This window comes from Aromatoleum toluclasticum ATCC 700605 (genome assembly GCF_000378245.1).
Classification (GTDB): Bacteria; Pseudomonadota; Gammaproteobacteria; order Burkholderiales; family Rhodocyclaceae; genus Aromatoleum; species Aromatoleum toluclasticum.
This window is the reverse complement of sequence record NZ_KB899493.1, coordinates 33,782-54,868: the sequence shown is the minus strand read 5'-3', so window position 1 is coordinate 54,868 and position 21,087 is coordinate 33,782. Positions and strand designations below refer to the sequence as shown.

Annotated in this window: 22 protein-coding genes; 6 read left to right on the top strand and 16 right to left on the bottom strand. The window is 66.6% G+C overall.

Features of this window, described 5'->3' with window-relative positions; genetic code table 11:
- Nucleotides 1-91 precede the first annotated feature (91 nt).
- The 6 genes from panC to pcnB form a co-directional block, all read right to left on the bottom strand.
- The gene (gene panC, locus F464_RS0105770; protein WP_018988841.1) at nt 92-919 is read right to left on the bottom strand and encodes a pantoate--beta-alanine ligase; all 828 of its coding nucleotides are present in this window, start codon (nt 917-919) and stop codon (nt 92-94) included.
- Between the two features lie 29 nt (nt 920-948).
- Nucleotides 949-1,764, bottom strand: a complete 816-nt coding sequence (gene panB / locus F464_RS0105765) for a 3-methyl-2-oxobutanoate hydroxymethyltransferase (RefSeq protein WP_018988840.1) — start codon at nt 1,762-1,764, stop codon at nt 949-951.
- 78 nt (nt 1,765-1,842) lie between these two features.
- Nucleotides 1,843-2,484: a deoxynucleoside kinase gene (locus F464_RS0105760; RefSeq protein ID WP_018988839.1), complete on the bottom strand. Its 642-nt coding sequence runs from the start codon at nt 2,482-2,484 to the stop codon at nt 1,843-1,845.
- Between the two features lie 15 nt (nt 2,485-2,499).
- Nucleotides 2,500-2,862, bottom strand: a complete 363-nt coding sequence (locus F464_RS0105755) for a DMT family protein (protein WP_018988838.1) — start codon at nt 2,860-2,862, stop codon at nt 2,500-2,502.
- A gap of 24 nt (nt 2,863-2,886) precedes the next feature.
- Nucleotides 2,887-3,399 (bottom strand): 2-amino-4-hydroxy-6-hydroxymethyldihydropteridine diphosphokinase, encoded by a 513-nt coding sequence (folK, locus tag F464_RS0105750; protein WP_018988837.1) that lies wholly within the window; start codon nt 3,397-3,399, stop codon nt 2,887-2,889.
- Nucleotides 3,396-4,760, bottom strand: a complete 1,365-nt coding sequence (gene pcnB, locus F464_RS0105745; RefSeq protein WP_018988836.1) for a polynucleotide adenylyltransferase PcnB — start codon at nt 4,758-4,760, stop codon at nt 3,396-3,398. The genes folK and pcnB overlap by 4 nt, the downstream gene beginning before the upstream one ends.
- Nucleotides 4,761-5,044: 284 nt before the next feature.
- Here pcnB and aroG point away from each other — a divergent pair, with 284 nt between their 5' ends.
- The gene (aroG, locus tag F464_RS0105740) at nt 5,045-6,130 is read left to right on the top strand and encodes a 3-deoxy-7-phosphoheptulonate synthase AroG (RefSeq protein ID WP_018988835.1); all 1,086 of its coding nucleotides are present in this window, start codon (nt 5,045-5,047) and stop codon (nt 6,128-6,130) included.
- Nucleotides 6,131-6,308: 178 nt separating this feature from the next.
- Here the strand turns inward: aroG and F464_RS0105735 are convergent, their stop codons facing one another.
- Nucleotides 6,309-6,860 (bottom strand): cob(I)yrinic acid a,c-diamide adenosyltransferase, encoded by a 552-nt coding sequence (locus F464_RS0105735; RefSeq protein ID WP_018988834.1) that lies wholly within the window; start codon nt 6,858-6,860, stop codon nt 6,309-6,311.
- A gap of 195 nt (nt 6,861-7,055) precedes the next feature.
- Here F464_RS0105735 and F464_RS30850 point away from each other — a divergent pair, with 195 nt between their 5' ends.
- On the top strand, nt 7,056-7,214 hold the full coding sequence (locus F464_RS30850) for a hypothetical protein (protein WP_018988833.1): 159 nt from the start codon (nt 7,056-7,058) through the stop codon (nt 7,212-7,214).
- Between the two features lie 90 nt (nt 7,215-7,304).
- Nucleotides 7,305-9,926, top strand: coding sequence for an alanine--tRNA ligase (alaS, locus tag F464_RS0105725; RefSeq protein ID WP_018988832.1), 2,622 nt, complete (start codon nt 7,305-7,307; stop codon nt 9,924-9,926).
- A 586-nt stretch (nt 9,927-10,512) separates the two neighbouring features.
- Here alaS and F464_RS0105720 read toward each other — a convergent pair.
- From F464_RS0105720 to F464_RS0105700, 5 genes are all read right to left on the bottom strand, one after another.
- On the bottom strand, nt 10,513-11,904 hold the full coding sequence (locus tag F464_RS0105720; protein ID WP_018988831.1) for a phosphomannomutase/phosphoglucomutase: 1,392 nt from the start codon (nt 11,902-11,904) through the stop codon (nt 10,513-10,515).
- Between the two features lie 160 nt (nt 11,905-12,064).
- Nucleotides 12,065-12,496, bottom strand: a complete 432-nt coding sequence (locus F464_RS0105715; RefSeq protein ID WP_018988830.1) for a YybH family protein — start codon at nt 12,494-12,496, stop codon at nt 12,065-12,067.
- A gap of 85 nt (nt 12,497-12,581) precedes the next feature.
- Nucleotides 12,582-12,782 (bottom strand): zinc-finger domain-containing protein, encoded by a 201-nt coding sequence (locus tag F464_RS0105710; protein ID WP_018988829.1) that lies wholly within the window; start codon nt 12,780-12,782, stop codon nt 12,582-12,584.
- 13 nt (nt 12,783-12,795) lie between these two features.
- A complete protein-coding gene (locus F464_RS0105705; RefSeq protein ID WP_018988828.1) occupies nt 12,796-13,716 on the bottom strand; it encodes a branched-chain amino acid transaminase in 921 nt (306 codons plus the stop codon).
- Nucleotides 13,717-13,830: 114 nt separating this feature from the next.
- Entirely contained in the window at nt 13,831-15,036 is a 1,206-nt protein-coding gene (locus F464_RS0105700) for a hypothetical protein (RefSeq protein WP_018988827.1), read from the bottom strand.
- A 196-nt stretch (nt 15,037-15,232) separates the two neighbouring features.
- Between F464_RS0105700 and F464_RS0105695 the strand changes: the two genes are divergently transcribed.
- Genes F464_RS0105695 through mnmA form a run of 3 tightly spaced genes read left to right on the top strand, consistent with a single transcriptional unit; the run spans nt 15,233 to nt 17,535 of the window.
- Complete coding sequence (locus F464_RS0105695) at nt 15,233-15,688, top strand: NUDIX hydrolase (protein ID WP_018988826.1); 456 nt, start codon at nt 15,233-15,235, stop codon at nt 15,686-15,688.
- A 7-nt stretch (nt 15,689-15,695) separates the two neighbouring features.
- Nucleotides 15,696-16,421 (top strand): hypothetical protein, encoded by a 726-nt coding sequence (locus tag F464_RS0105690; RefSeq protein ID WP_018988825.1) that lies wholly within the window; start codon nt 15,696-15,698, stop codon nt 16,419-16,421.
- Nucleotides 16,422-16,437: 16 nt separating this feature from the next.
- Nucleotides 16,438-17,535, top strand: a complete 1,098-nt coding sequence (gene mnmA, locus F464_RS0105685; protein ID WP_026295779.1) for a tRNA 2-thiouridine(34) synthase MnmA — start codon at nt 16,438-16,440, stop codon at nt 17,533-17,535.
- 66 nt (nt 17,536-17,601) lie between these two features.
- Here the strand turns inward: mnmA and F464_RS0105680 are convergent, their stop codons facing one another.
- The 4 genes from F464_RS0105680 to F464_RS0105665 form a co-directional block, all read right to left on the bottom strand.
- Nucleotides 17,602-17,808, bottom strand: a complete 207-nt coding sequence (locus F464_RS0105680; RefSeq protein ID WP_018988823.1) for a hypothetical protein — start codon at nt 17,806-17,808, stop codon at nt 17,602-17,604.
- A gap of 59 nt (nt 17,809-17,867) precedes the next feature.
- Nucleotides 17,868-18,800 (bottom strand): hypothetical protein, encoded by a 933-nt coding sequence (locus F464_RS27910; protein WP_018988822.1) that lies wholly within the window; start codon nt 18,798-18,800, stop codon nt 17,868-17,870.
- Between the two features lie 148 nt (nt 18,801-18,948).
- Entirely contained in the window at nt 18,949-19,401 is a 453-nt protein-coding gene (locus tag F464_RS0105670; RefSeq protein WP_018988821.1) for a SixA phosphatase family protein, read from the bottom strand.
- A 61-nt stretch (nt 19,402-19,462) separates the two neighbouring features.
- Nucleotides 19,463-20,986, bottom strand: a complete 1,524-nt coding sequence (locus F464_RS0105665) for a CYTH and CHAD domain-containing protein (protein ID WP_018988820.1) — start codon at nt 20,984-20,986, stop codon at nt 19,463-19,465.
- Between the last annotated feature and the right edge of the window lie 101 nt (nt 20,987-21,087).

Genomic DNA, 21,087 nt, shown 5'->3' with positions numbered 1-21,087 from the left:
CTGATCGGGAGCATACCGGCATAGCTTGAAACGAACCGGGCGCGGATGCAAGTGTGCAGTGCTCCGCGGGGCCATCCCGGCCCAGCGTGTGTCAGATTTCCAGGTTGTCGATGAGGCGGGTGCGACCGAGCTTGGCCGCGGCGAGCACGACGAGTGGGTCGTCGGCATGCATGGGAGGCTGCAGGTCGGCGCGCCGGCGGACGGCGATGTAGTCGGGCTTCCATCCGTGTGCGGCGAGCTCGGCGACCGCCTCGGTCTCGAGCTTGAGGAAGTCGTGATCACCGCGGCGCACGGCCTCGCAGATGTGCGCGAGCTGGCGATAGAGGCGCGGGGCCTCGGCGCGCTCCTCGGGCGAGAGGTAGCCGTTGCGTGAGGACAGCGCGAGGCCGTCGTCGGCGCGTACCGTCTCGCCGGGCAGCACTTCGACGGGAATCGCCAGCTGGCGGACCATGTTGCTCAGGACCATGAGCTGCTGGTAGTCCTTCTTGCCGAACAACGCGATGTCGGGCTGCACGATGTTGAGGAGCTTGAGCACGACGGTGGCGACGCCGCCGAAGTGGCCGGGGCGGAACTCGCCCTCGAGGATGCTGATCTGCGCCGGTGCAGGATCGACATGGTAATGCTGCGGCTCGGGGTACATCACGTTCTCGTCGGGGGCGAAGAGGTGGGCGACGCCGGCCGCCTCCAGCCTTTCGCAGTCCGCGGCGAGCGTGCGCGGGTAGCTGTTGAAGTCTTCTCGCGGCCCGAACTGCAGGCGGTTGACGAAGATGCTCGCGATGACGGCATCGGCCTGCTCGCCCGCCTGGCGCATCAGCGTGATATGGCCGTCGTGCAGGTTGCCCATCGTCGGGACGAAGGCCACCTTGCCGGCGGTCTTGCGCGCGGCGCGCAGGCTGTCGATAGTGGTATGAATCTGCATGGCGTGTTTCCTGCGGGTGGAGCGGACAGTCAGTAGCAGTGTTCGGTGGCGGGGAAGCTGCCATCCTTGACCGCGCGGACGTAGTTCGCGACAGCGTCCTCGATGCTGGCGGCACCGGGCATGAAGTTCTTGACGAAGCGCGCCTTGCGGCCGGGATAGACGCCGATCATGTCGTGCAGCACGAGCACCTGGCCGTCGCAGCCGGGGCCGGCACCGATGCCTATGGTCGCCATCGACCCGAGGCTGGCAGTGACTTCGCCTGCGAGGGCGGCGGGTACCATTTCCATGACCATCAAGGCGGCGCCTGCCTGCTCCAGCGCGAGCGCATCCGCCTTGAGCTGTGCTGCGCCGGCTTCGCTGCGGCCCTGCACGCGATAGCCGCCGAGCTGGTTCACGGACTGCGGCGTGAGGCCGATGTGCGCGCATACGGGCACGCCGCGCTCGACGAGAAAGCGCACGGTCTCGGCCATGAAGGCGCCGCCTTCGAGCTTCACCATGTGGGCGCCGGCTGCCATCAGGCGTGCGGCGTTGCGCATCGCCTGCGCGGGGCTTTCCTGATAGCTGCCGAAGGACATGTCGGCGACGATGAAGAGGCGGGTGTTGGCGCGGGCGACGCATTCGGTGTGATAGACCATCTGGTCCAGCGTCACGGGCAGGGTTGACTTCTGCCCCTGCACGACGTTGCCGAGCGAATCCCCGATCAGCGCGACGTCCACGCCGGCGCGTTCGAGCAGCGCGGCGAAGCTTGCGTCGTAGCAGGTGAGCATGGCGATCTTGCGCCCTTCGGTGCGCATCTTGCCAAGTTCGGACAGGGTGACGGGTTTTTCGTCCTGGAGGTAGCTCATCGGGGGCCTCGGAAGAGGTGCGGTTATTCGTGAATTCCGCGCAGGTGCAAGCCGTTTCGGGGTCCGCCGGCTGCTCGCTCAGGCGGCGTAACCGAAGAATTCCCGATAGCTGCGCATGTTGCGCAGGCGATCGAGCAGGAGCTCGAAGTCGTCATCGTGGTCGACCGGGTTGAGGACTTCGGCATCGACGATGAACAGTGGCGCGGCATCATACTGGTAGAAGAAGCGTGCGTAACGCTCTGCGACGCGCTCGAGGTATTGCTCGGTGATGCGCCGCTCGGTGTCCAGGCCGCGTCGACGGACACGTTCGACCAGGGTTTCAGGCTTGGCCTGCAGGTAGATGATGAGGTCCGGCTTCGGCGGCGATGCGGGCTTCATCGCGTCGAACACGCGCTGGTAGAGCGCGAGCTCGTCGGGCGCGAGGTTCAGCGCGGCGAACAGCGGATCCTTGTCCAGCACGAAGTCCGACACGACACGCTGCTGGCTATCCATGGCCTCGGCGACGATGCCGAGCTGGTCGAAGCGCTGGAACAGGAAATGCAGTTGGGTCGACATCGCCCAGCGCTCGGCGTCCTGGTAGAAGCGGCCGAGAAAGGGGTTCAGCTCCGGTTGCTCGAACAGCGCCCGGGCGTCGAGGCGTTCTGCAAGACGCCGGGCGAGTGAGGTCTTGCCCGCGCCGATGGGGCCTTCGACCACGATGTAGCGTGCCTTGTCGAGCATGCAGAAAAGTCGCCTTTAGTTTCTGAAGATGAAATATACCGCGCCAAGCATACACAGGGCGGCCCAAAGGTAGTCAAGCTTGATCGGCTGCTTCATGTACAGCACGACGAAGGGGACGAAGACGAGCAGGGTGATCACCTCCTGCATGATCTTGAGCTGGGCGAGGTTCAGATCGGCTGCGCCGATACGGTTGGCCGGCACCTGCAGCAGGTATTCGAACAGTGCGATGCCCCAGCTGACGATGGCGGCGACGAACCAGGCCCTGGACTGCATGTTTTTTAGGTGGCCGTACCACGCGAAGGTCATGAAGACGTTCGATGCGGTGAGCAGCATTGCGGTCTGCACCCAGACGGGCAGGGTTTGCATCCAGGCGGTCATGGACGACTCGACGTTGTGGGCGGGTCAGGCCAGGCGCTCGATGCGCTGGTCGCGCACGGTTTCGAGCAGGTCCGCTGCGCGGCCGCGGCCGGGGATGTCGGTGTCGGGCGCGATCTCGGCGAGCGGTACGAGGACGAAGGCGCGCAGGTGCATGCGCGGGTGCGGGACGTCGAGGCCCGGCAGGGCGATCGTCGCGTCGCCGTAGAGGAGCAGGTCGAGGTCCAGCGTACGCGGGGCGAGTTCGGTCTCGCGCAGGCGACCGTGCGAACTCTCGAGGTTCAGCAGGAGCTCGAGCAGATCGGGCGCGGGCAGCGTCGTGTCGATCGCGGCGACGGCGTTGATGTAATCGGGATGGCCGGTGACGCCGACCGGCGCAGTGCGGTAGAGGCTGGAGCGCGCGACGAGGCGCGTTCGGGGCAGCACGTCGAGCGCGGCGAAAGCGCTGTCTAGCGCCGCGGCGGCATCGCCCAGGTTGGCCCCGAGGGCGACGAACGCGCGCACCGGGCCGTGGCCCGGCGGCGGGCGATGGCCGGTCATGATGCGTCGCTGCTTGCCGTGGCCTCGGTCGTGGCCGCAGACGGCTTGCGGCGGCGACGGCGTCGTTTGCGCTCGGCTGTCTCACCGGCGGTCGGCGTTTCGGCGAGGAGCGCTTCGCGTGCGTCATGGCCGGCATGGGCGAAGCGGTCCCACCAGTCGGGCAGCGCCATCGGAATTTCGCCCGACTGCGCGCGCAGCCGCAGGAAGTCCCAGGCGGCGCGGTAGCGCGGCTGTTCGATGAGGCGGTATGGGGTTTTACCGCTGCATTTTTCAAAGCGCGGCTGCAGGGCCCAGATTTCCTTGATGTCGCCGACGATGCGCTTGGTGATCGCGAGCTTGCCGGCCTGCGCGTCGAGCACTTCATCCATGGCGGCGAAGAGGGCCGGCTGGGTGTGCTCGCCGTTGTTCTTGCGCGCTTCCCAGTTGGCGAGCACTTCATGCCACAACAGGGTCGCGAACAGGAAACCCGGCGAGACGGGCTTGTCGGCGCGCACGCGCTCGTCGGTGTTTTCGAGCGACAACCAGACGAAACGCTCGCCCAGCGGCTGTTCGAGGATCACGTCGAGGAGCGGCAGCAGGCCGTGGTGTAGGCCTTCTTCGCGCAGCTGTTTCAGGCATTTGACCGCGTAGCCGGAGAACAGCAGCTTGAGCATTTCGTCGAAGAGGCGTGCCGCGGGCACGTTCTCGAGCAGTTCCGCCATCTCGCGGATGGGGTTGCGGGCGGCGGGATCGAGCGTGAGGCCGAGCTTCGCGCCGAGGCGCACGCCGCGCAGCATGCGCACCGGGTCTTCGCGGTAGCGCGCGCGCGGGTCGCCGATGATGCGCAGGGTCTTCTGCTTGAGGTCGGCGACGCCGTGATGGTAGTCGAGGATCTGTTCGGTGGTCGGATCGTAGTACAGCGCGTTGACGGTGAAGTCGCGCCGCGTGGCGTCCTCGGCCTGCGAACCGTACACGTTGTCGCGCAGCACGCGGCCGTGTTCGTCGGTCTCGGCATCCTCGGCGTTCTGGCTGGCGCGGAAGGTCGAAACCTCGATCGTTTCCGGGCCGCTCATGACATGCACGATCTTGAAGCGCCGACCGATGATGCGCGAGCGGCGGAACAGCGCGCGCACTTCCTCGGGCGTCGCGCTCGTGGCGACGTCGTAGTCCTTGGGCGGATGGCCGACCAGCAGGTCGCGCACGGCGCCGCCGACGACGAAACCTTTGTGGCCGGCGTCCTGCAGCACCGAACATACCTTGCGGGCGGCGGGCGAGATTTGTTCGCGACGGATGCCGTGCTGGGTAACGGGGACCAGCGCAGGTTCGGTGTTGATGGGCGAGGCGGCGCGGCGGAAGACCTTGCGCAGCAGCTTGCGGATCATTGGAGAGAGGGAGGTGCGGTCAACATAAGCTGCTAATCATAACCGATGCGGCGCCCGATCGCAGCCATGGCCGCGCTGGTGGCTGCGCGTGCGCATCGAACGGAACTCGCGCGGCGCCGTGCCGGCAAGCGTGATGACCGTATCGTCCAGGATCGGCAGCGATGCACGGCGATGATCGACGTATCGGGCTCGAACCCCGGCGTTGGATGCTCGGGAGCCCCGGCGGACGCCGATCTTCGGCTAGAATCGAACGCTTGCCAATGCCACTCTGCTGAGTTTTCGCCATGTCCGCTTCAGTGAAGATCCACATCGACGACGTCCGCATCAAGGAAATCAAGGAGCTGGTGCCGCCCGTGCACGTGCTGCGCGAGTTTCCGGCGACCCCGAAGTCAGCGGAAGTGGCGTTCGAGGCGCGGCAGGCGATCCATCGCATCCTGTTCGGCGCCGATGACCGGCTGCTGGTCGTAATCGGGCCCTGTTCCATCCATGATATCGATGCGGCGCTCGAGTACGGGCGCAAGCTGAAGGCCGAGGCCGCCCGCTTCAAGGACGAACTGCTCGTCGTGATGCGCGTGTATTTCGAGAAGCCGCGCACCACCGTCGGCTGGAAGGGGCTGATCAACGATCCTTTCCTCGACAACAGCTTCCGCATCAACGAAGGCGTGCGCCTCGCGCGCAAGCTGCTGTGGGAAATCAACGAGATGGGTCTGCCGGCCGGGACCGAGTTCCTCGACATGATCACGCCGCAGTACATCGGCGACCTGATTTCTTGGGGGGCGATCGGCGCGCGCACGACCGAGAGCCAGGTGCACCGCGAGCTCGCCTCGGGGCTGTCGTGCCCGGTCGGCTTCAAGAACGGCACCGACGGCAACGTGAAGATCGCCGTCGATGCGATCAAGGCCGCGCAGGCGCCGCACCACTTCCTGTCGGTGACCAAGGCGGGCCATTCGGCGATCGTGTCGACGCTGGGCAACGAGGACTGCCACGTGATCCTGCGCGGCGGCAAGGCACCGAACTACGATGCGGCGAGTGTCGACGCGGCGTGCAAGGAGCTCGCGGCTTCGGGTGTGCCCGGCAAGGTCATGATCGACTTCTCGCATGCCAACAGCCGCAAGCAGCACCGCCTGCAGATCGACGTCGCGCGCGACGTCGGCGTGCAGATGGCGGCGGGCGAGGACCGCATCATCGGCGTCATGGTGGAGTCGCACCTGAAGGACGGGCGTCAGGATCTGGTGCCGGGCAAGGAACTCGAGTACGGCAAGAGCATCACCGATGCATGCATCGGCTGGGAGGACAGCGTGGCCGTTCTCGAAATCCTTGCCGAGGCGGTGCGCCTGCGGCGCGTGAGCCAAGGCGCCGATCTGGAATAAGGCGGGGATCCGCGCGGGGCTCTTGCGGCGCGGAGAAATGTTCCGGTCTCTTCGGCCTGCCCGCCCGGGTCGGGTGAGGAGGCCGTCCGCGGCGCGCGGATTTCACTCCGCGGCCGCCTGAGGTCGGCGCGCGACGTTCGTCAGCGCGGCGACCGCTTCTGCTGCAGCCTGCGCCGGATCAGGCATTCTTGCGCTTCTGCCACAGCACGTCGCCGCGTCCGCCGGCGCGGTTGAGCACGCGGCCGAGCACGAACAGCAGGTCCGAGAGGCGGTTCAGGTACTGGCGCGGACCGTCGTTGACGGCCTCTTCGAGCGCCAGCGCGACGATCGAGCGTTCGGCACGCCGGCACACCGTGCGGGCCTGATGCGCGAGCGCGGCGGGGCGGGTGCCGCCGGGCAGGATGAAGTCCTTGAGCGGTTCCAGCGGCTCGTTGAGGCGATCCAGTTCCTGTTCGAGCTTATCGACCTGCTTCGAGGTGATCATGCTCATGCCCGGAATGCACACTTCGCCGCCCAGGTCGAAGAGATCATGTTGCGCGTCGGTCAGCAGCGTGCGCACGTCTTCGGGCAGTTCCTCGCACAGCAGCACGCCGATTGTGGCATTGAGCTCATCGACTTCACCGAGGGCATGGATGCGCAGGCTGTTTTTCGATACGCGCTTGCCGTCACCCAGTCCGGTCGTGCCGGCGTCGCCGGTGCGGGTGTAAATCTTCGAAAGTCGATGTCCCATGGGGTTGATCCGTTTTTTTAGCTGGAAAGGCTGAAATTATAGGCGATGGCCGCACGGCGCATGGTGCCGGGCGTTGTTCGCAAGCGTTTCATAGGCTTACCAAGGGTTTCATCGGCTTACCGGACGGCAAGGGATGTCGCCCTAGCATCGGGCCGTGTTCAAGACGGCCTGCCTGCAGGTCCACGGGAGCGTGCAATGAAACTCAGCGAAACGGAATTCTTCGTGCAGTTCGTCGCGGTCGTCGCCGGGCTGTTCCTGTTTGTCATGACTTACGCATTCATCCAGATTCCCTTGTCGCTCTCGCCGCAGGCGGGCTACACGGGAACTGCGCTGGTGGTGTCATTGGGAGGCTGACGCGCGGGCGCAAGCGGGCGGGCATCGGTTAGAATCTTCGTTTCCGAACGACGCGGAGCCGATGCGGCGCCGCCCAACCGAATTCCAGCCATGAAAAGCGCCGAAATCCGCGAGAAATTCCTCAAGTTCTTCGAGTCGAAAGGCCACCAGATCGTCTCCTCCAGTTCGCTGGTGCCGCACGAGGATCCCACCCTGCTGTTCACCAACGCGGGGATGAACCAGTTCAAGGACGTGTTCCTCGGCTTCGACAAGCGCCCGTATTCGCGTGCAACCACCTCGCAGAAATGCGTGCGTGCCGGCGGCAAGCACAACGACCTCGAGAACGTCGGCTACACGGCGCGGCATCACACCTTCTTCGAGATGCTGGGCAACTTCAGCTTCGGCGACTACTTCAAGCGCGATGCGATCTCCTACGCGTGGGAGCTGCTCACCGGGGAATTCAAGCTGCCGAAGGACAAGTTGTGGGTCACGGTGTACGCCGAGGACGACGAGGCCTATGACATCTGGACCAAGGAAGTGGGTGTGCCGGCCGAGCGCGTGATCCGCATCGGCGACAACAAGGGCGCGCGCTACGCCTCCGACAATTTCTGGATGATGGGCGACACCGGCCCCTGCGGTCCGTGTACGGAGATCTTCTACGATCACGGCGCCGAGATCTGGGGCGGCCCCCCGGGATCGCCCGAGGAGGATGGCGACCGCTACATCGAGATCTGGAACAACGTGTTCATGCAGTTCAACCGCGACGAGGCGGGCGTGATGCATCCGCTGCCCAAGCCCAGCGTGGACACCGGCATGGGCCTCGAGCGCATCTCGGCGGTGCTGCAGCATGTGCATAGCAACTACGAGATCGACCTGTTCCAGAACCTGATCAAGGCGGCGGCGCGCGAGACGAAGACCGCGGACCTCGACAGCCCCAGCCTGAAGGTGCTGGCCGACCACATCCGCGCCTGCTCCTTCCTGATCGCCGATGGCGTGATCCCCGGCAACGAGGGGCGTGGCTACGTGCTGCGCCGGATCATCCGCCGCGCGATCCGTCACGGCTACAAGCTGGGTGCGCGGGCAGCCTTCTTCAATCGCCTCGTGGCGGACCTGGTGGTCGAGATGGGCGAGGCCTATCCTGATCTGAAGGCGGCCCAGGGGCGTGTGTCGGAGGTGCTGAAGCAGGAAGAGGATCGTTTCTTCGCGACGATCGAGAACGGCATGGCCATCCTCGACGCAGAGCTGGCGGCGATGGCGGCTGCCGATGTGAAGGTGTTCAACGGCGAGACGGCGTTCAAGCTGCACGACACCTACGGCTTCCCGCTGGACCTGACTGCGGACGTGTGCCGCGAGCGCGACGTGACGGTCGATGCGGTGGCCTTCGATGTGGCGATGACGCGCCAGAAGGAGCAGGCACGGGCGGCCGGCAAGTTCAAGATGGCGGCGAACCTGGAATACGACGGCCCGGCGACGGTCTTCCACGGCTATGAGCGGCTGGAGGAGCGCGGCAACGTGCTGGCGCTGTACAAGGACGGTGCGCCGGTCAATGAGCTGGTCGAAGGCGACATGGGCGTCGTGGTGCTGGACAACACGCCGTTCTACGCCGAGTCGGGCGGCCAGGTCGGCGACCGCGGCGAGCTGCGCGGTGCGGCGGGCATTTTTGCGGTCGAGGACACGCAGAAGATCCAGGCCACGGTGTTCGGCCATCACGGCGTGCTGAAGACCGGCCGGCTGTCGGTCGGGCAGGGCGTGGCGGCGAAGGTCGATGTGGCGGCGCGCGCGCGCACGCAGCGTAACCACTCGGTCACCCACCTGATGCACAAGGCGCTGCGCGAGGTGTTGGGTGCGCATGTGCTGCAGAAGGGTTCGCAGGTCGATCCGGACAAGACGCGCTTCGACTTTGCGCACACCGCGCCGATGACGCCGGAGGAGATCCGCGAGGTGGAGGAGATCGTGAATGCCGAGATCCTCGCCAACGCGGCGACCGATGCGCGCGTGATGCCGATCGAGGAGGCGCAGAAGACGGGCGCGATGATGCTCTTCGGCGAGAAGTACGGCGACGAGGTGCGCGTGCTGTCGATCGGTTCGACCAGGGAGCTGTGCGGTGGCACGCACGTCGCGCGCACCGGGGACATCGGCCTGTTCAAGATTCTGTCGGAAGGCGGTGTGGCGGCCGGCGTGCGCCGGATCGAGGCGGTGACGGGCGAGCTGGCGCTGCAGTACGTGCAGGAGCAGGAGCGGCGCGTGCAGGGCGTGGCGGCCTTGCTGAAGGCGCAGCCGGACGAGGTCGCCGAGCGCGTCGCGGCGGTGCTGGACAATGTGCGTGCGCTGGAGAAGGAGCTCGCGCGGCTGAAGTCGAAGCTGGCGGCCAGCCAGGGCGACGATCTGGTGGCGCAGGCGACCGACGTGAAGGGCATCAAGGTGCTGGCGGCGATGCTGGACGGCGCCGACGTGCCGACGCTGCGCGAGACGATGGACAAGCTCAAGGACAAGCTGAAGTCGGCGGCGATCGTGCTGGCGTCGACGGCCGACGGCAAGGTGAGCCTGATTGCCGGGGTGACGGCGGATCAGACCGCGAAGGTCAAGGCGGGCGAGCTGGTGAACTTCGTCGCGCAGCAGGTTGGCGGCAAGGGCGGTGGCCGGCCGGACATGGCGCAGGCGGGTGGCACCGAACCGTCGAAGCTGCCGGCGGCGCTGGCGGGTGTCACGGACTGGGTGGCGGGGAAACTGTAAGCGCCCGGTTGCAAGCGGTCGCCTGAGTAAGCCGTTCGCCCAGAGCCCGTCGAAGGGCGTGGGCTGGCGCGGTCGTGGGAAGAGCCTCGCGGGCTATATGGCCTGGCGAGGCTCTTCCTTTTTTGGGGCGCGGTTGATGATGCAGAGGTACTCCGTGGTCGGCGCCGTCGCCTTCCCCCTCCGGGCAGACGCTCGCGGCCTTCGGCTTTCCGCCAACCTGACCGTCGCGGGGGCGTCGGCGCAAACTCGGGCGCTGCGCGCCCTCAGACATGCGCCGCCGTGTTTCCCCCGCAACGGCCAGGCCGGCGGCGCTCACGACAGCCCTGCGGGGAAGGCGACGGCGCCTGGCGGAAGGGGTGATTTGGCGGGGAGGAATTCGGGGGGGCGCTACGCGGTTTGGGCGATGGAAGCACCCTGCGGGCGGCCGGAGTCGTGCAGCGCGCTACTACCGTTCGGGCTGAGCTTGTCGAAGCCCTTGCCAGTGCCCTTCGACAGGGCGAACGGCGGGATGGCGGGAAAAAGGAAAGGCCCCGCTCCTTGCGGAGCGGGGCCTTGTGTTTGTTGTTGTTCTTGTTATCGGATGTTCTCAGAACGGCAGCTTGAGGCCGGGCCAGACCTGCTCGATGGCGGCGCGGAAAGCGTTCTGGATGCGAGCGATGGCGGCCTCGTTATCAGCTTCGAATCGTAGCACGACCACGGGCGTGGTGTTCGAGGGGCGTGCGAGGCCGAAGCCGTCGGCGTATTCGACGCGCACGCCGTCGAGGGTGATGACTTCGGTGGCGCGGTCGAAGCGGGCCGTTTCCTTGAGGCGGCGCACGAGTTCGAAGGGTTCGCCTTCGGCCATCTTGATGTTGAGTTCGGGCGTGCTCACCGCGTCGGGCAGGCCTTTCAGCACTGCGCTGGGGTCGGCGTGGCGCGACAGGATCTCGAGCAGGCGGGCGCCGGCGTAGAGGCCGTCGTCGAAGCCGAACCAGCGCTCCTTGAAGAATACGTGGCCGCTCATCTCGCCGGCGAGCGGGGCGCCGGTTTCCTTGAGCTTGGCTTTCACGAGGGCGTGGCCGGTGTTCCACATCGTCGGTTTGCCGCCGTGCTCGCGCACCCAGCCCGACAGGTTGCGTGTGCATTTGACGTCGTAGATGATCTCGCCGCCCGGCACGCGGGACAGCACGTCGGCAGCGAACAGCATCAGCTGGCGGTCGGGGAAGATGATCTCGCCGTCCTTGGTGACGACGCCGAGGCGGTCACCGTCGCCGTCGAAGGCGAGGCCGAGTTCGGCGTCGGTTTCCTTCAGGGCGCGGATGACGTCCTGCAGGTTTTCCGGCTTGGACGGATCGGGGTGGTGGTTCGGGAAGGTGCCGTCGACTTCGCAGAAGAGTTCGACGATGTCGCAGCCGAGGCGGCGGAAGAGTTCGGGGGCGACCGCGCCGGCGACGCCATTGCCGCAGTCGATGACGATCTTCATCGGACGCGCGAGCTTGACGTCGGAGACGATGCGTTCGAGGTAGGCGTCGACGACGTTTTCCTGGCGCAACTGTCCGGCGCCGTGGGCGAGGTCATTCTTCTCGATGCGGCGGCGCAGGTCCTGGATCAGGGGGCCGTAGAGGGTCTGGCCGCCGAGCACCATCTTGAGGCCGTTGTAGTCGGGCGGGTTGTGGCTGCCGGTGACGCTGACGCAGGAGTCGGTGCCGAGCTGGTAGGCGGCGAAGTAGGTGAGCGGGGTGGGCACGCAGCCGATGTCGACGACGTCGACACCCGCGGCGCGGATGCCGTCGGACAGCGCACCGGCGAGTTCGGGGCCGGAGAGGCGGCCGTCGCGGCCGACGGCGATCGCGCGCTGGCCGCGGGCCACGGCTTCGGAGCCGAGGGCGTGGCCGATCGCGCGCACGGCGTCCGCGGTGAGGCTGCGGTCGACGATGCCGCGTATGTCGTAGGCTTTGAAGATTTCTGCTGCCGGGACGGCATAGGAGGTCGATGTCATGTTCGGCGTCTTCTTGTGCAGAGGTCAGGTTCGGGGGCGGACCCGACGCTCGCGTGCGTCGGCTCCGACGAGGTGCGCAGGATAGCGCAGATGCGTGAATCAGGTGTGTCGGGGCGGCCGGAAAAGCATAAGCGCATGTTGCGGCGCCGCATCGGCGCGGTCAGTGGACGATGCGCGGGCCGTCGTGCATGCCGACGTGCTGCATTTCGGGGGCCGGCGAGGCGTGGTGCATGATCATCTTCCACCCGTGCGGGCCGCTGGCGTAGACGTTGGTTGCGACCATCGGCGGAGGTAAGCGGTCGTCGCCGGCGACGGCAACGTGTTCGATGACGTTGTGGGTTGCGAGCAGGGAGTTGCCTGTGGCGACGCGCTGCGAAACGCTGACTGTGAGGCGCGCGCCACCTGAGAACAGCTGGCGCCAGGCTTCGTGTACGGCGCGCAGGCCGACGAGGCGGGCGCCGTCCGGGTGGATGCAGACGACCTCGTCGTCTTCGGACCACACCTGCAACATCGCTTCCAGGTCGGAGCGCGCGAGCGCATCATAGAAAGCTGCCTCGGCCTCCAGGGCGGTGGTGTAGACGGGTTTGCTCACTTGTTGCCGGCTCTGACGGTAGGGCTGGTTCGGAAAAGCGATGGGGGCATCGCTGCCCCCATGGTCGGTTCGTGCGTCCGCAGGGTCAGTGATGACCTTTCGGGTGCTCGCCGGTGAACACGTATTTGGCGCTGCAATACGGGCAGACCGCTTCGCCTTCGGCCAGCACGTCGAGGAAGACGCGCGGGTGGCGGGCCCACAGTGGCGCGTCGGGGCGCGGGCAGTACAGTGGCAGGTCTTGCGCGGTGACGGCGATGGTCTGGTTCTTGTCCTGGTTATCGGCCATGGCGGGGAAATCCTCAGATGAAAGAGAGCCAGCGCTCGTATTCGGGGGCGCGGCCATTGACGATGTCGAAGAAGCGCGCCTGGATCTTTTCGGTGATCGGACCGCGCTTGCCTGCGCCGATCGTGCGATTGTCGAGCTCGCGGATCGGGGTGACTTCGGCCGCGGTGCCGGTGAAGAAGGCTTCGTCGGCGATGTAGATGTCGTCGCGGGTCATGCGGCGCGATTCGAAGCGTAGGCCCAGTTCGCGCACGACGTTGATCACGGAGTCGCGCGTGATGCCGGTCAGCGCGGAGGCGATTTCCGGTTCATAGACCACGCCGTCCTTGATCACGAAGAGGTTTTCGCCCGCACCTTCGGCGACGAAGCCCTGGGTGTCCAGCAGCAGCGCTTCGTCATAGCCGTCGGCCGTGACCTCGAGGTTCGCGAGGATGGAGTTGGCGTAGGTGCTGGCGAGCTTGGCGCGTGCCATGGTGACGTTGACATGCTGGCGCGCGAAGGACGAGGTCCTCACGCGGATGCCCTTCTCGAGGCCTTCCTCGCCGAGATAGGCGCCCCACGGCCAGGCTGCGATCGCGACGTGGACGCGCGCGCCGCGGGTCGAGATGCCCATTTTTTCCGAGCCGTAGAAGGCGATCGGGCGCAGGTAGCAGGATTCGAGCTTGTTGGCGCGCACGACTTCCAGCTGGGCTTCCATGAGTTCTTCCTTGGAGAAAGGAATGTCCATCATGTAGATCTTGCCGGAGTTGATCAGGCGCTGCGTGTGCTCGGGGAGGCGGAAAATTGCGGTGCCCTTGGCCGTCTTGTACGCGCGCACGCCCTCGAATACGGACAGGCCGTAGTGCAGGGAGTGGGTCAGGACGTGGGTCGTGGCCTCGCGCCACGGCACGAGTTTTCCGTCCTGCCAGATGAAACCGTCGCGGTCAGCCATGGACATGGTGGGATTCTCCAGCGGAATTGTATTCAGGGGGGATCCGCCCCGTAGGGCGGAACGAATTCGCAATTTTAGCGCAATCGCGGCGGGTTTGCCGGGATGCGGGTCGAGCGCGGCTTACTGCGGATGCCAGCCGACGAAGACCATCATGGCGATGAAGCCGGCGACATAGGCGACGGGAACGTGCCAGCCCTTGCGCAGCCACAGCACCGCGGAGCGGGCCTCGGGGTACATGTTCGAGAGGGCGACGCCGGCCGACGAGCCGAACCACAGCATCGAGCCGCCGAAGCCGACCGCATAGGCGAGGAAGCCCCAGTCGTAGCCGCCCTGGCGGATCGCCAGCGCGGTGAGCGGGATGTTGTCGAACACGGAGGAGACGAAGCCGAGCGCCAGTGCGCTCATCCACGATGCCGGCGGCAGTTCGTTCACCGGCATCATCGACGCGCAGCCCACCAGCGAGAGCAGGAAGATCGAGCCCTTGGCCGTTTCCGGCAGAATTTCCCAGTCGTGCCGGCGCAGTTTCGCGCTCACGAGAATCGCGACCCACAGCGCCACGCCGATGAAGGGGAAGCTGCTGGCGATGCTCGGCGCGGCGATGTTGATCGTGACGTTGGTGCCGATCGCGAGGCCCAGCATCAGCATGACGATGGCGATGCGGCCCCAGTCTACGCGGGTGTGTTCGTGCGCGTGCTTGTTGATCGGCGACCAGGCGTGCTGCTGCTTCGCGGCGATGGTGCCGAAGATGCACAGGGCGACGGCTGCGCCGAGGGCGGCTTCGATCACGGCGAGCGGCGAGATGCCGGCGATCCACATCATGGTCGTGGTCGTGTCGCCGACGACCGAGCCGGCGCCGCCGGCGTTGGAGGCCGCGACGATGGCTGCGAGGTAGCCGATGTGCACCCTGGCGCGGAAGAGTTGGTGCGCCATCGCGCCGCCGATGAGCGCCGCGGCGATGTTGTCGAGGATCGCGGAGATGAAGAAGATCATCACCAGCAGCGCGAACGGGCCTTTCCAGTCCTTCGGCAGGAACTTCGGCAGGATCACCGGCACGTGGCTCTTCTCGAAGTGCCGCGCGAGGATCGCGAAGCCCATCAGCAGGCCGAACAGGTTGGCGAAGGTGACCCATTCATGACCGAGATGACCCAGCCACCCTGCGACACCGGCACCCGTCGCGAAACCGGTAAATACGATCTTGTACAGGCTGATGACGATGAAGCCGGTCAGCGCGACGTACAGGGTGTAGTGGTGGAACAGCGCCACGCCAAGCAGCGTGAACGCAAACAGGATGAAATCGACGGGTATGCCAGCGAGTGAGGGTGTCATGATCGTTATGAGTTGGTCTTGTTCGGACGAGCTGTCTCCTCCGCACGATCTTTTTCTTGGTTTGACGTGGAGAGCCCTGAATGATAATGCCTGTCAGGCACTTGTGCGCATCGTGCAGGATGCTTTCGCTTGCAGTTTCGCGCGTCGCGGCGTGCGTGGCGCGTTAAAATTGAGGTTTTTGCCGGCGATGGCTGCAATGGAAAGAGTGTGGAAGCCGAATGTCACGGTGGCATCGGTGATCGAACGCGACGGAAGTTTCCTGGTGGTCGAGGAGGAAACGGTCGACGGGCTGCGCTTCAATCAGCCGGCCGGCCACCTCGAGGCGGGGGAGTCGCTGGTGGAGGCGGCTGCGCGCGAGACGCTCGAGGAAACCGCGCACCGCTTCGTGCCCGAGTATGTGGTCGGGATCTACCAGTGGCCCGTGCCGCAGGGCGAAATCACCTATCTGCGCTTCACATTCGGCGGCACGGTCGGTGCGGAGGAGACGGGCCGTGCGCTGGATGCCGGCATTGTGCGGGCACTGTGGATGACGCGCGACGCGCTGCTGGACTGCCGCGAGCGGCACCGTAATCCGCTGGTGCTGCAGTGCGTGGATGACTGGATCGCGGGACGCCGCTACGCGCTCGATCTGATCCGGCATTATCCGGGCTGAGCCTCGCGTGACGCGAGCCGCGGTGCTCACCTGCGTGTCCGCTTGCCTGTTGGCCTGGCTGCCCCAGGCGCAGGGGGCGGCCGCGGTCGAGGTGTGCTTCAACTACGGTTGTGCGAGCCGGGTCGAGGTGGTGTTGGCCGAGGATGGACTCGCCGGTGTGGCGGGCGTGCTGGCGCAAGCCACGGATGCTGATTCGGAGCGCGCTGCGATTGCCCGGGCCGTGGGCATGATGCAACGCCTCTCCGCCGGGCAGACCCCGATCGCGGCGGACCGCGGCGGCAACTACCGCGATGATGACGTCGCGGGCCGCATGGACTGCATCGACCACTCGACGACGACGACGCATTTTCTCGAACTCATGGCCGCGCGCGGCTGGCTGCGTTTTCATCGTGTGCTGGCGGTCGAGCGGCGGGCGCCTTATCTGGTGCTCCAGCACTTTTCCGCGGTGATCGAGGAGACGGATGCCCCGGCGCAGCAGGCGGCCGTGCTGGTCGCGCCGGCGCCGGTGCCCGACCACATCGCGCCCATGCTCGCGCTGTGCGATTGCGGCGAAGTGCTGGCCGACATCGGGTCGGCGCTCGCGTTGCGTCCGGAGGCGGGGCCGACGCCGGTGTCGGGGCACAGTCCCGGCGCGCGCTTTGCGGTCGATAGCTGGTTCGTGGATCATGGGGAGCCTGCGGTGGTGCTGCCGCTGGCGGAATGGCTGAATGGAGAAGGACCGAATGTCCAGTAAGAAGGATGCGAACGGGATGAAGGTGGTCGTCGGCATGTCCGGCGGCGTCGATTCCTCGGTGACCGCGCTGCTGCTGAAGCAACAGGGCTACCAGGTGACCGGCCTGTTCATGAAGAACTGGGAAGACGATGACGACGACGAATACTGCTCGACGCGTCAGGACCTTGTCGATGTCGCGTCGGTATGCGACGTGATCGGCATCGACCTCGAGGTCGTGAATTTCTCGGCCGAGTACAAGGATCGCGTGTTCGCCGATTTTCTGCGCGAATACGAGGCCGGGCGTACGCCGAACCCGGACATCCTGTGCAACTCGGAGATCAAGTTCCGCTGCTTTCTCGACCATGCGATGCAGCTCGGGGCGGACAGGATCGCGACCGGGCACTATGCCGGCGTGCGAGAGTGGGTCAATGACGGGCGCACCGAATACCAGCTGCTGAAGGCCGAGGACGGCACCAAGGACCAGAGTTACTTCCTCTATCGCCTGAGCCAGGCGCAGCTAGCGAAGACGCTGTTCCCGCTGGGCGGGCTGTACAAGCGCGAGGTGCGCAGGATCGCAGCCGATGCGGGGCTGCATGTCGCGGCGAAGAAGGATTCGACGGGCATCTGCTTCATCGGCGAACGGCCGTTCCGCGAATTCCTGATGCGCTATCTGCCGACCAAGCCGGGCGAGATCCGCAATCTGGACGACGGGCGCGTGCTCGGCGAGCACCAGGGGCTGATGTATCACACCATCGGCCAGCGGAAGGGGCTGCACATCGGCGGCATCAAGGGCAAGCAGGACGAGGCGGGCGAGCACGACGCGTGGTATGTCTCCGCGAAGGACGTGAAGGCGAACGTGCTCTACGTCGTGCAGGGACACGATCATCCAGCTCTACTGAAGAGCAGCCTGACCGCGGCCGAGCTCAACTGGATTTCGGGGCGCGATCCGCACACCCACTGGGTGTATACGGCCAAACCGCGCTACCGCACGCCGGACATGCCGTGCGAGATCGATGTGCTGGGGGACGGCCGCGCCGAGATCGTGTTCGCGCAGCCGCAGTGGGCGCTGACCCCGGGGCAGAGCGTGGTCGTGTATGAATCGAAGGTGTGCCTGGGCGGCGGCGTGATCGTCTGAGCGGGAGCCCCGCTCGCGGCAGCGTACGCCCGGACGGTGCTGAGCGCCGTCCGGGCGTCGCCGTTTTTACGCCTTGCCCTTTTCGTCCTGGCCCTTCTCGTCGAGGTCCTTTTCGTCGAGACCCTTCTTCAGGAGCCTGGCGACGAGGGGATTGACGCCGGACCCGCCATTCGCGCCGCTCGACGCTTTCGCGAAGCGGTCGGGGGTGTCGGTGTTCTTCATGCGGCTGCGGATCTTCAGCCCGTTGAGCTTTTCGAGGTCGGTCTTCTTCATCGTGTGTCGCTGTTCGCCGGCATGCCGGTCGTTGTCATGGTCGTTAGCGCGGGCCGGATTCAGGGCGCGACCAGCGGCGGGTGCAGGCGCAGGCACAGCCCCTGGCGCCAGTGTTCGCAGCGCTCGACGTATTCGCCCGTGCTCTTGGGCATGGGCACGCGCGCGCGGGTGATGTAGCTCACCAGGTCGCGCCCCTGCACGATGAGGTTCACGCCGTCGACGGCGAGCTGCAGGTCTTCCGGGCCGGTCACGCCGGCGAGCCGCGGCGTGATGCTCGCGAGTCGTTCGGCCGCAACGGCGAAGTCGGCCCAGACGTCGAAGATCGCCGGGTCGGTGCGCAGCGTTTCGCACTTGACCTTGGCGACTTCGGCGAAGCGCAGGGTCGGGTCCTCGATGCCTTCGAAGAAGCGCGAACCGGCAAAGGTTTCGACCATCACGCCGCTGATGCGGTCGATGTCGCGCAGGGTCTGCGAGATTTTGATGTAGCGGCTGTCGTAGAAGGCTTCGATGGGGATCGAGAACGCGCGGAAGGGTTCGCCCCACAGCTCGTCGATGCCTTCCTCGCCGCTGCGGTGGCGCACGAGCTTGCCGAGACTGAGCGCCTCCTGTAGGCAGAAGCCGCATTCGCGCATCAGCGCGTTGTCGGTCTGGATCTCGATGCCGAGTTCCTGCATCTCCATCAGCTTGGTGAAGATGTCGGTGGCGCGGTTGAACAGGGCGCCCGCGAGCATCGCCCCCTTCACGCGCTTGCGGTCCGGATCCTGCTCGTCATCGTAGGATGTGCGCGCCTCGGCGAGGCGTTTGCCGGGGATGTTGATGCCGTGCTCGACGTGGTTGAACAGGCGCCGCGTAAGCCCCTCGATCAGCTGCCGTTTCATGCGCAGCGAGTCGGCGGGCGGATCGTAGGCCTTGATCCAGTAGCCGTCGTAGAACACGCGTTCCACGCCGTCGATGACGCGCTTGGTGCCGTTGGCGGTGACGGTAGTATTCATCTCTGGAATGCCCGGACGGGTTAAGCGGAAGGCGCTGGCGGGCAAACGGCGCCCTTGTCGCAGGGCGAATCTTACGGCAAGCGTGCTTACGCGAAGCCGAGTCGCGGACAAATTTTTGCACGGCACCACGGCCGGTCGGCCGCTGGCGTCAGGCGAGGTCGGGGGGGACGACGGCGCGCAGCACGGTCTGGGTTTCGCCGTCGCGCACGCGGTTGGAGAACCACCACAGCGCGCCCTTCTTGATCGTCCAGTCGGCTTCCACGCCAGAGAGCAGCAGCGCGGCCATGCGGCCGAGCGCGGGCTGATGGCCGACGACCAGGCAGGGGCCGGCGGAGTCGGGCCAGCCGGTGGCGCCGAGCAGGTCCGCGACGTTGCCTTCGGGGCCCAGCGAGGGGACGATCTCGAAGCGGTCCGTGAACGCAGTGGCGGTCTGGCGCGTGCGCACGGTCGGGCTCACGAGCACGCGCAGGCGCTTGGGGCGGCGGTCTTCCAGCCAGGCGGCGATCCGCTGCGCCTGGCGCAGGCCGCGTTCGGTGAGTTCGCGCGTGTGGTCGGGGCTGCCGTCGACGGCCTCGGCATGGCGCCACAGCAACAGGTCCATCGTGTTCTCCGTGTCCAAAGCTGCGCAGCCTATGCGGTGAGTGTTGCCATGCGATGACGGTTCAGCCGTGCGTGGCCCAGGGGGCGTCTTCGCGCAGCAGGCGTGCGACGTCGCGCAGCGCGCGGCGGCCGAGGCGGGCGTAGCCGGGCCCGTGCCAGCCGCACACGAAGGCCGCCGCGGCACGCAGCGGTGCGTCGTCGCCGGCGTAGTGCGCGAGGCGGACGCGCGCGACATCGACGTCGTGCACGAAGCCGAGCGCGTCCTGGGCGCGGACGAGGGGCGCCAGGTAGCGGCGGGCGGGTTTTGCCGGCAGGAGCGGTGCGAAGAACTCGATCGCGTAGCGCAGGCGCTTGAGGGCGATGCGCAACGCGTGCAGGTGCGTGCGGCTGCGGTCGGCTGCCGCGGCGTGCCTGCGCCGGACCTTCTTGCGCAGACGCTCCAGTTCGCGGACTGCGAAGTCGGTGAGGGCGAGCCCGGCGTTGGCGCCGCCTTCCGGCAGGGCGTGCAGCGCTGCGGTCAGGCCGATCATGAGGCGGCCTTGGGCGGCGGGGTCGAGCGCATGCAGGGATTCGCTGCGTGCGCGCTCGCATTCGGTGCGGATGCGTTCGGCCAGCGCGATGACGGAGTCGGCCTCGCTGCCGCTGTGCCCGGCTTCGTCGGTCGCCACCGGTGCGAGGATTTCGTCGTACAGGACGTCGAGATCGCGTGCTTCGGCGAAGGTGCGTGCATTCTCGCCGAGGCGCGCACGCCAGTGCTCGACGAATTCCGGCGGCAGCAGCGGGGCGAAGAGGCTCAGCAGGGTGCGCAGGCGCCGCAGCGCGACGCGCAGCTGGTGGATGAATTCGGGCGCGCCGTCCTCGGTTGCGCCGACGGCGTTGGCCTGCCACTGGCGCAGGCAGGCGTAGGCGAGGGCGCGGAAGGCTGCGCGCGGCGAATCGCCGGCGCCGATGGCGGACGGCTCGGCGCGTGCGGGTTCGTGCCGGGTGCCGAGGTGGAGCGCATAGCCGCGTTCGGCCTTGCTGATGTCGCTCGGTATCAGCGGATTGTCGGCGGCGAGGCGGCAGGCGAGCAGGAGCAGGTCGAGCGGTTCGCCGGTGACGAGTTCGAGTTCGAGTTCGCTGATCGGCGCGCGCCGGTCGCCGGCGACGACTTTCCCGGTGTCGATCATCATCAGGATGCGCACCTTGTCGTCGGGCGCATACAGGCGGGTTTCGCGCCGGAAGCGGGTCGAGAAGACGGGTACGAGCGCGGATGCGTGGCGGACGAGGAGCTTGCGCACCTTGGGGGCATCCACCGCGCTGAAGTCGAAGCTGCCGGAAAAGGGTTGTTCCCACTCCGGCCGGCTGGTGAGGCCGGCCGTGGACTCGGCTGCGCACTTCACGGTCTGCAATTCGATGCGACCCTGCCGGCGGGTGCGCAGGGCGATCTTGCGGGCCTGGAGCCGGAGGTCGGGGGTGTCGAAGTAGGTGTTGTCGAGCGTCTTTGCGCTTCCCTGGCGGGCGGCGCCGGCCACCAGCGGGTGGCGCCGCAGCGCCGCCAGGGCCTTGGGGGGCAGCGCGAGTTTGAGTTCGATTTCCTGGCTCATGAGGCTCGTTCACCCGGTGATAGGGGCCTGATTCTAGTCGTGCACTACGTTCGCGTCATGCGCGGAAATCCGGACTGAAATATTTCAGCGTGCATTTCCGC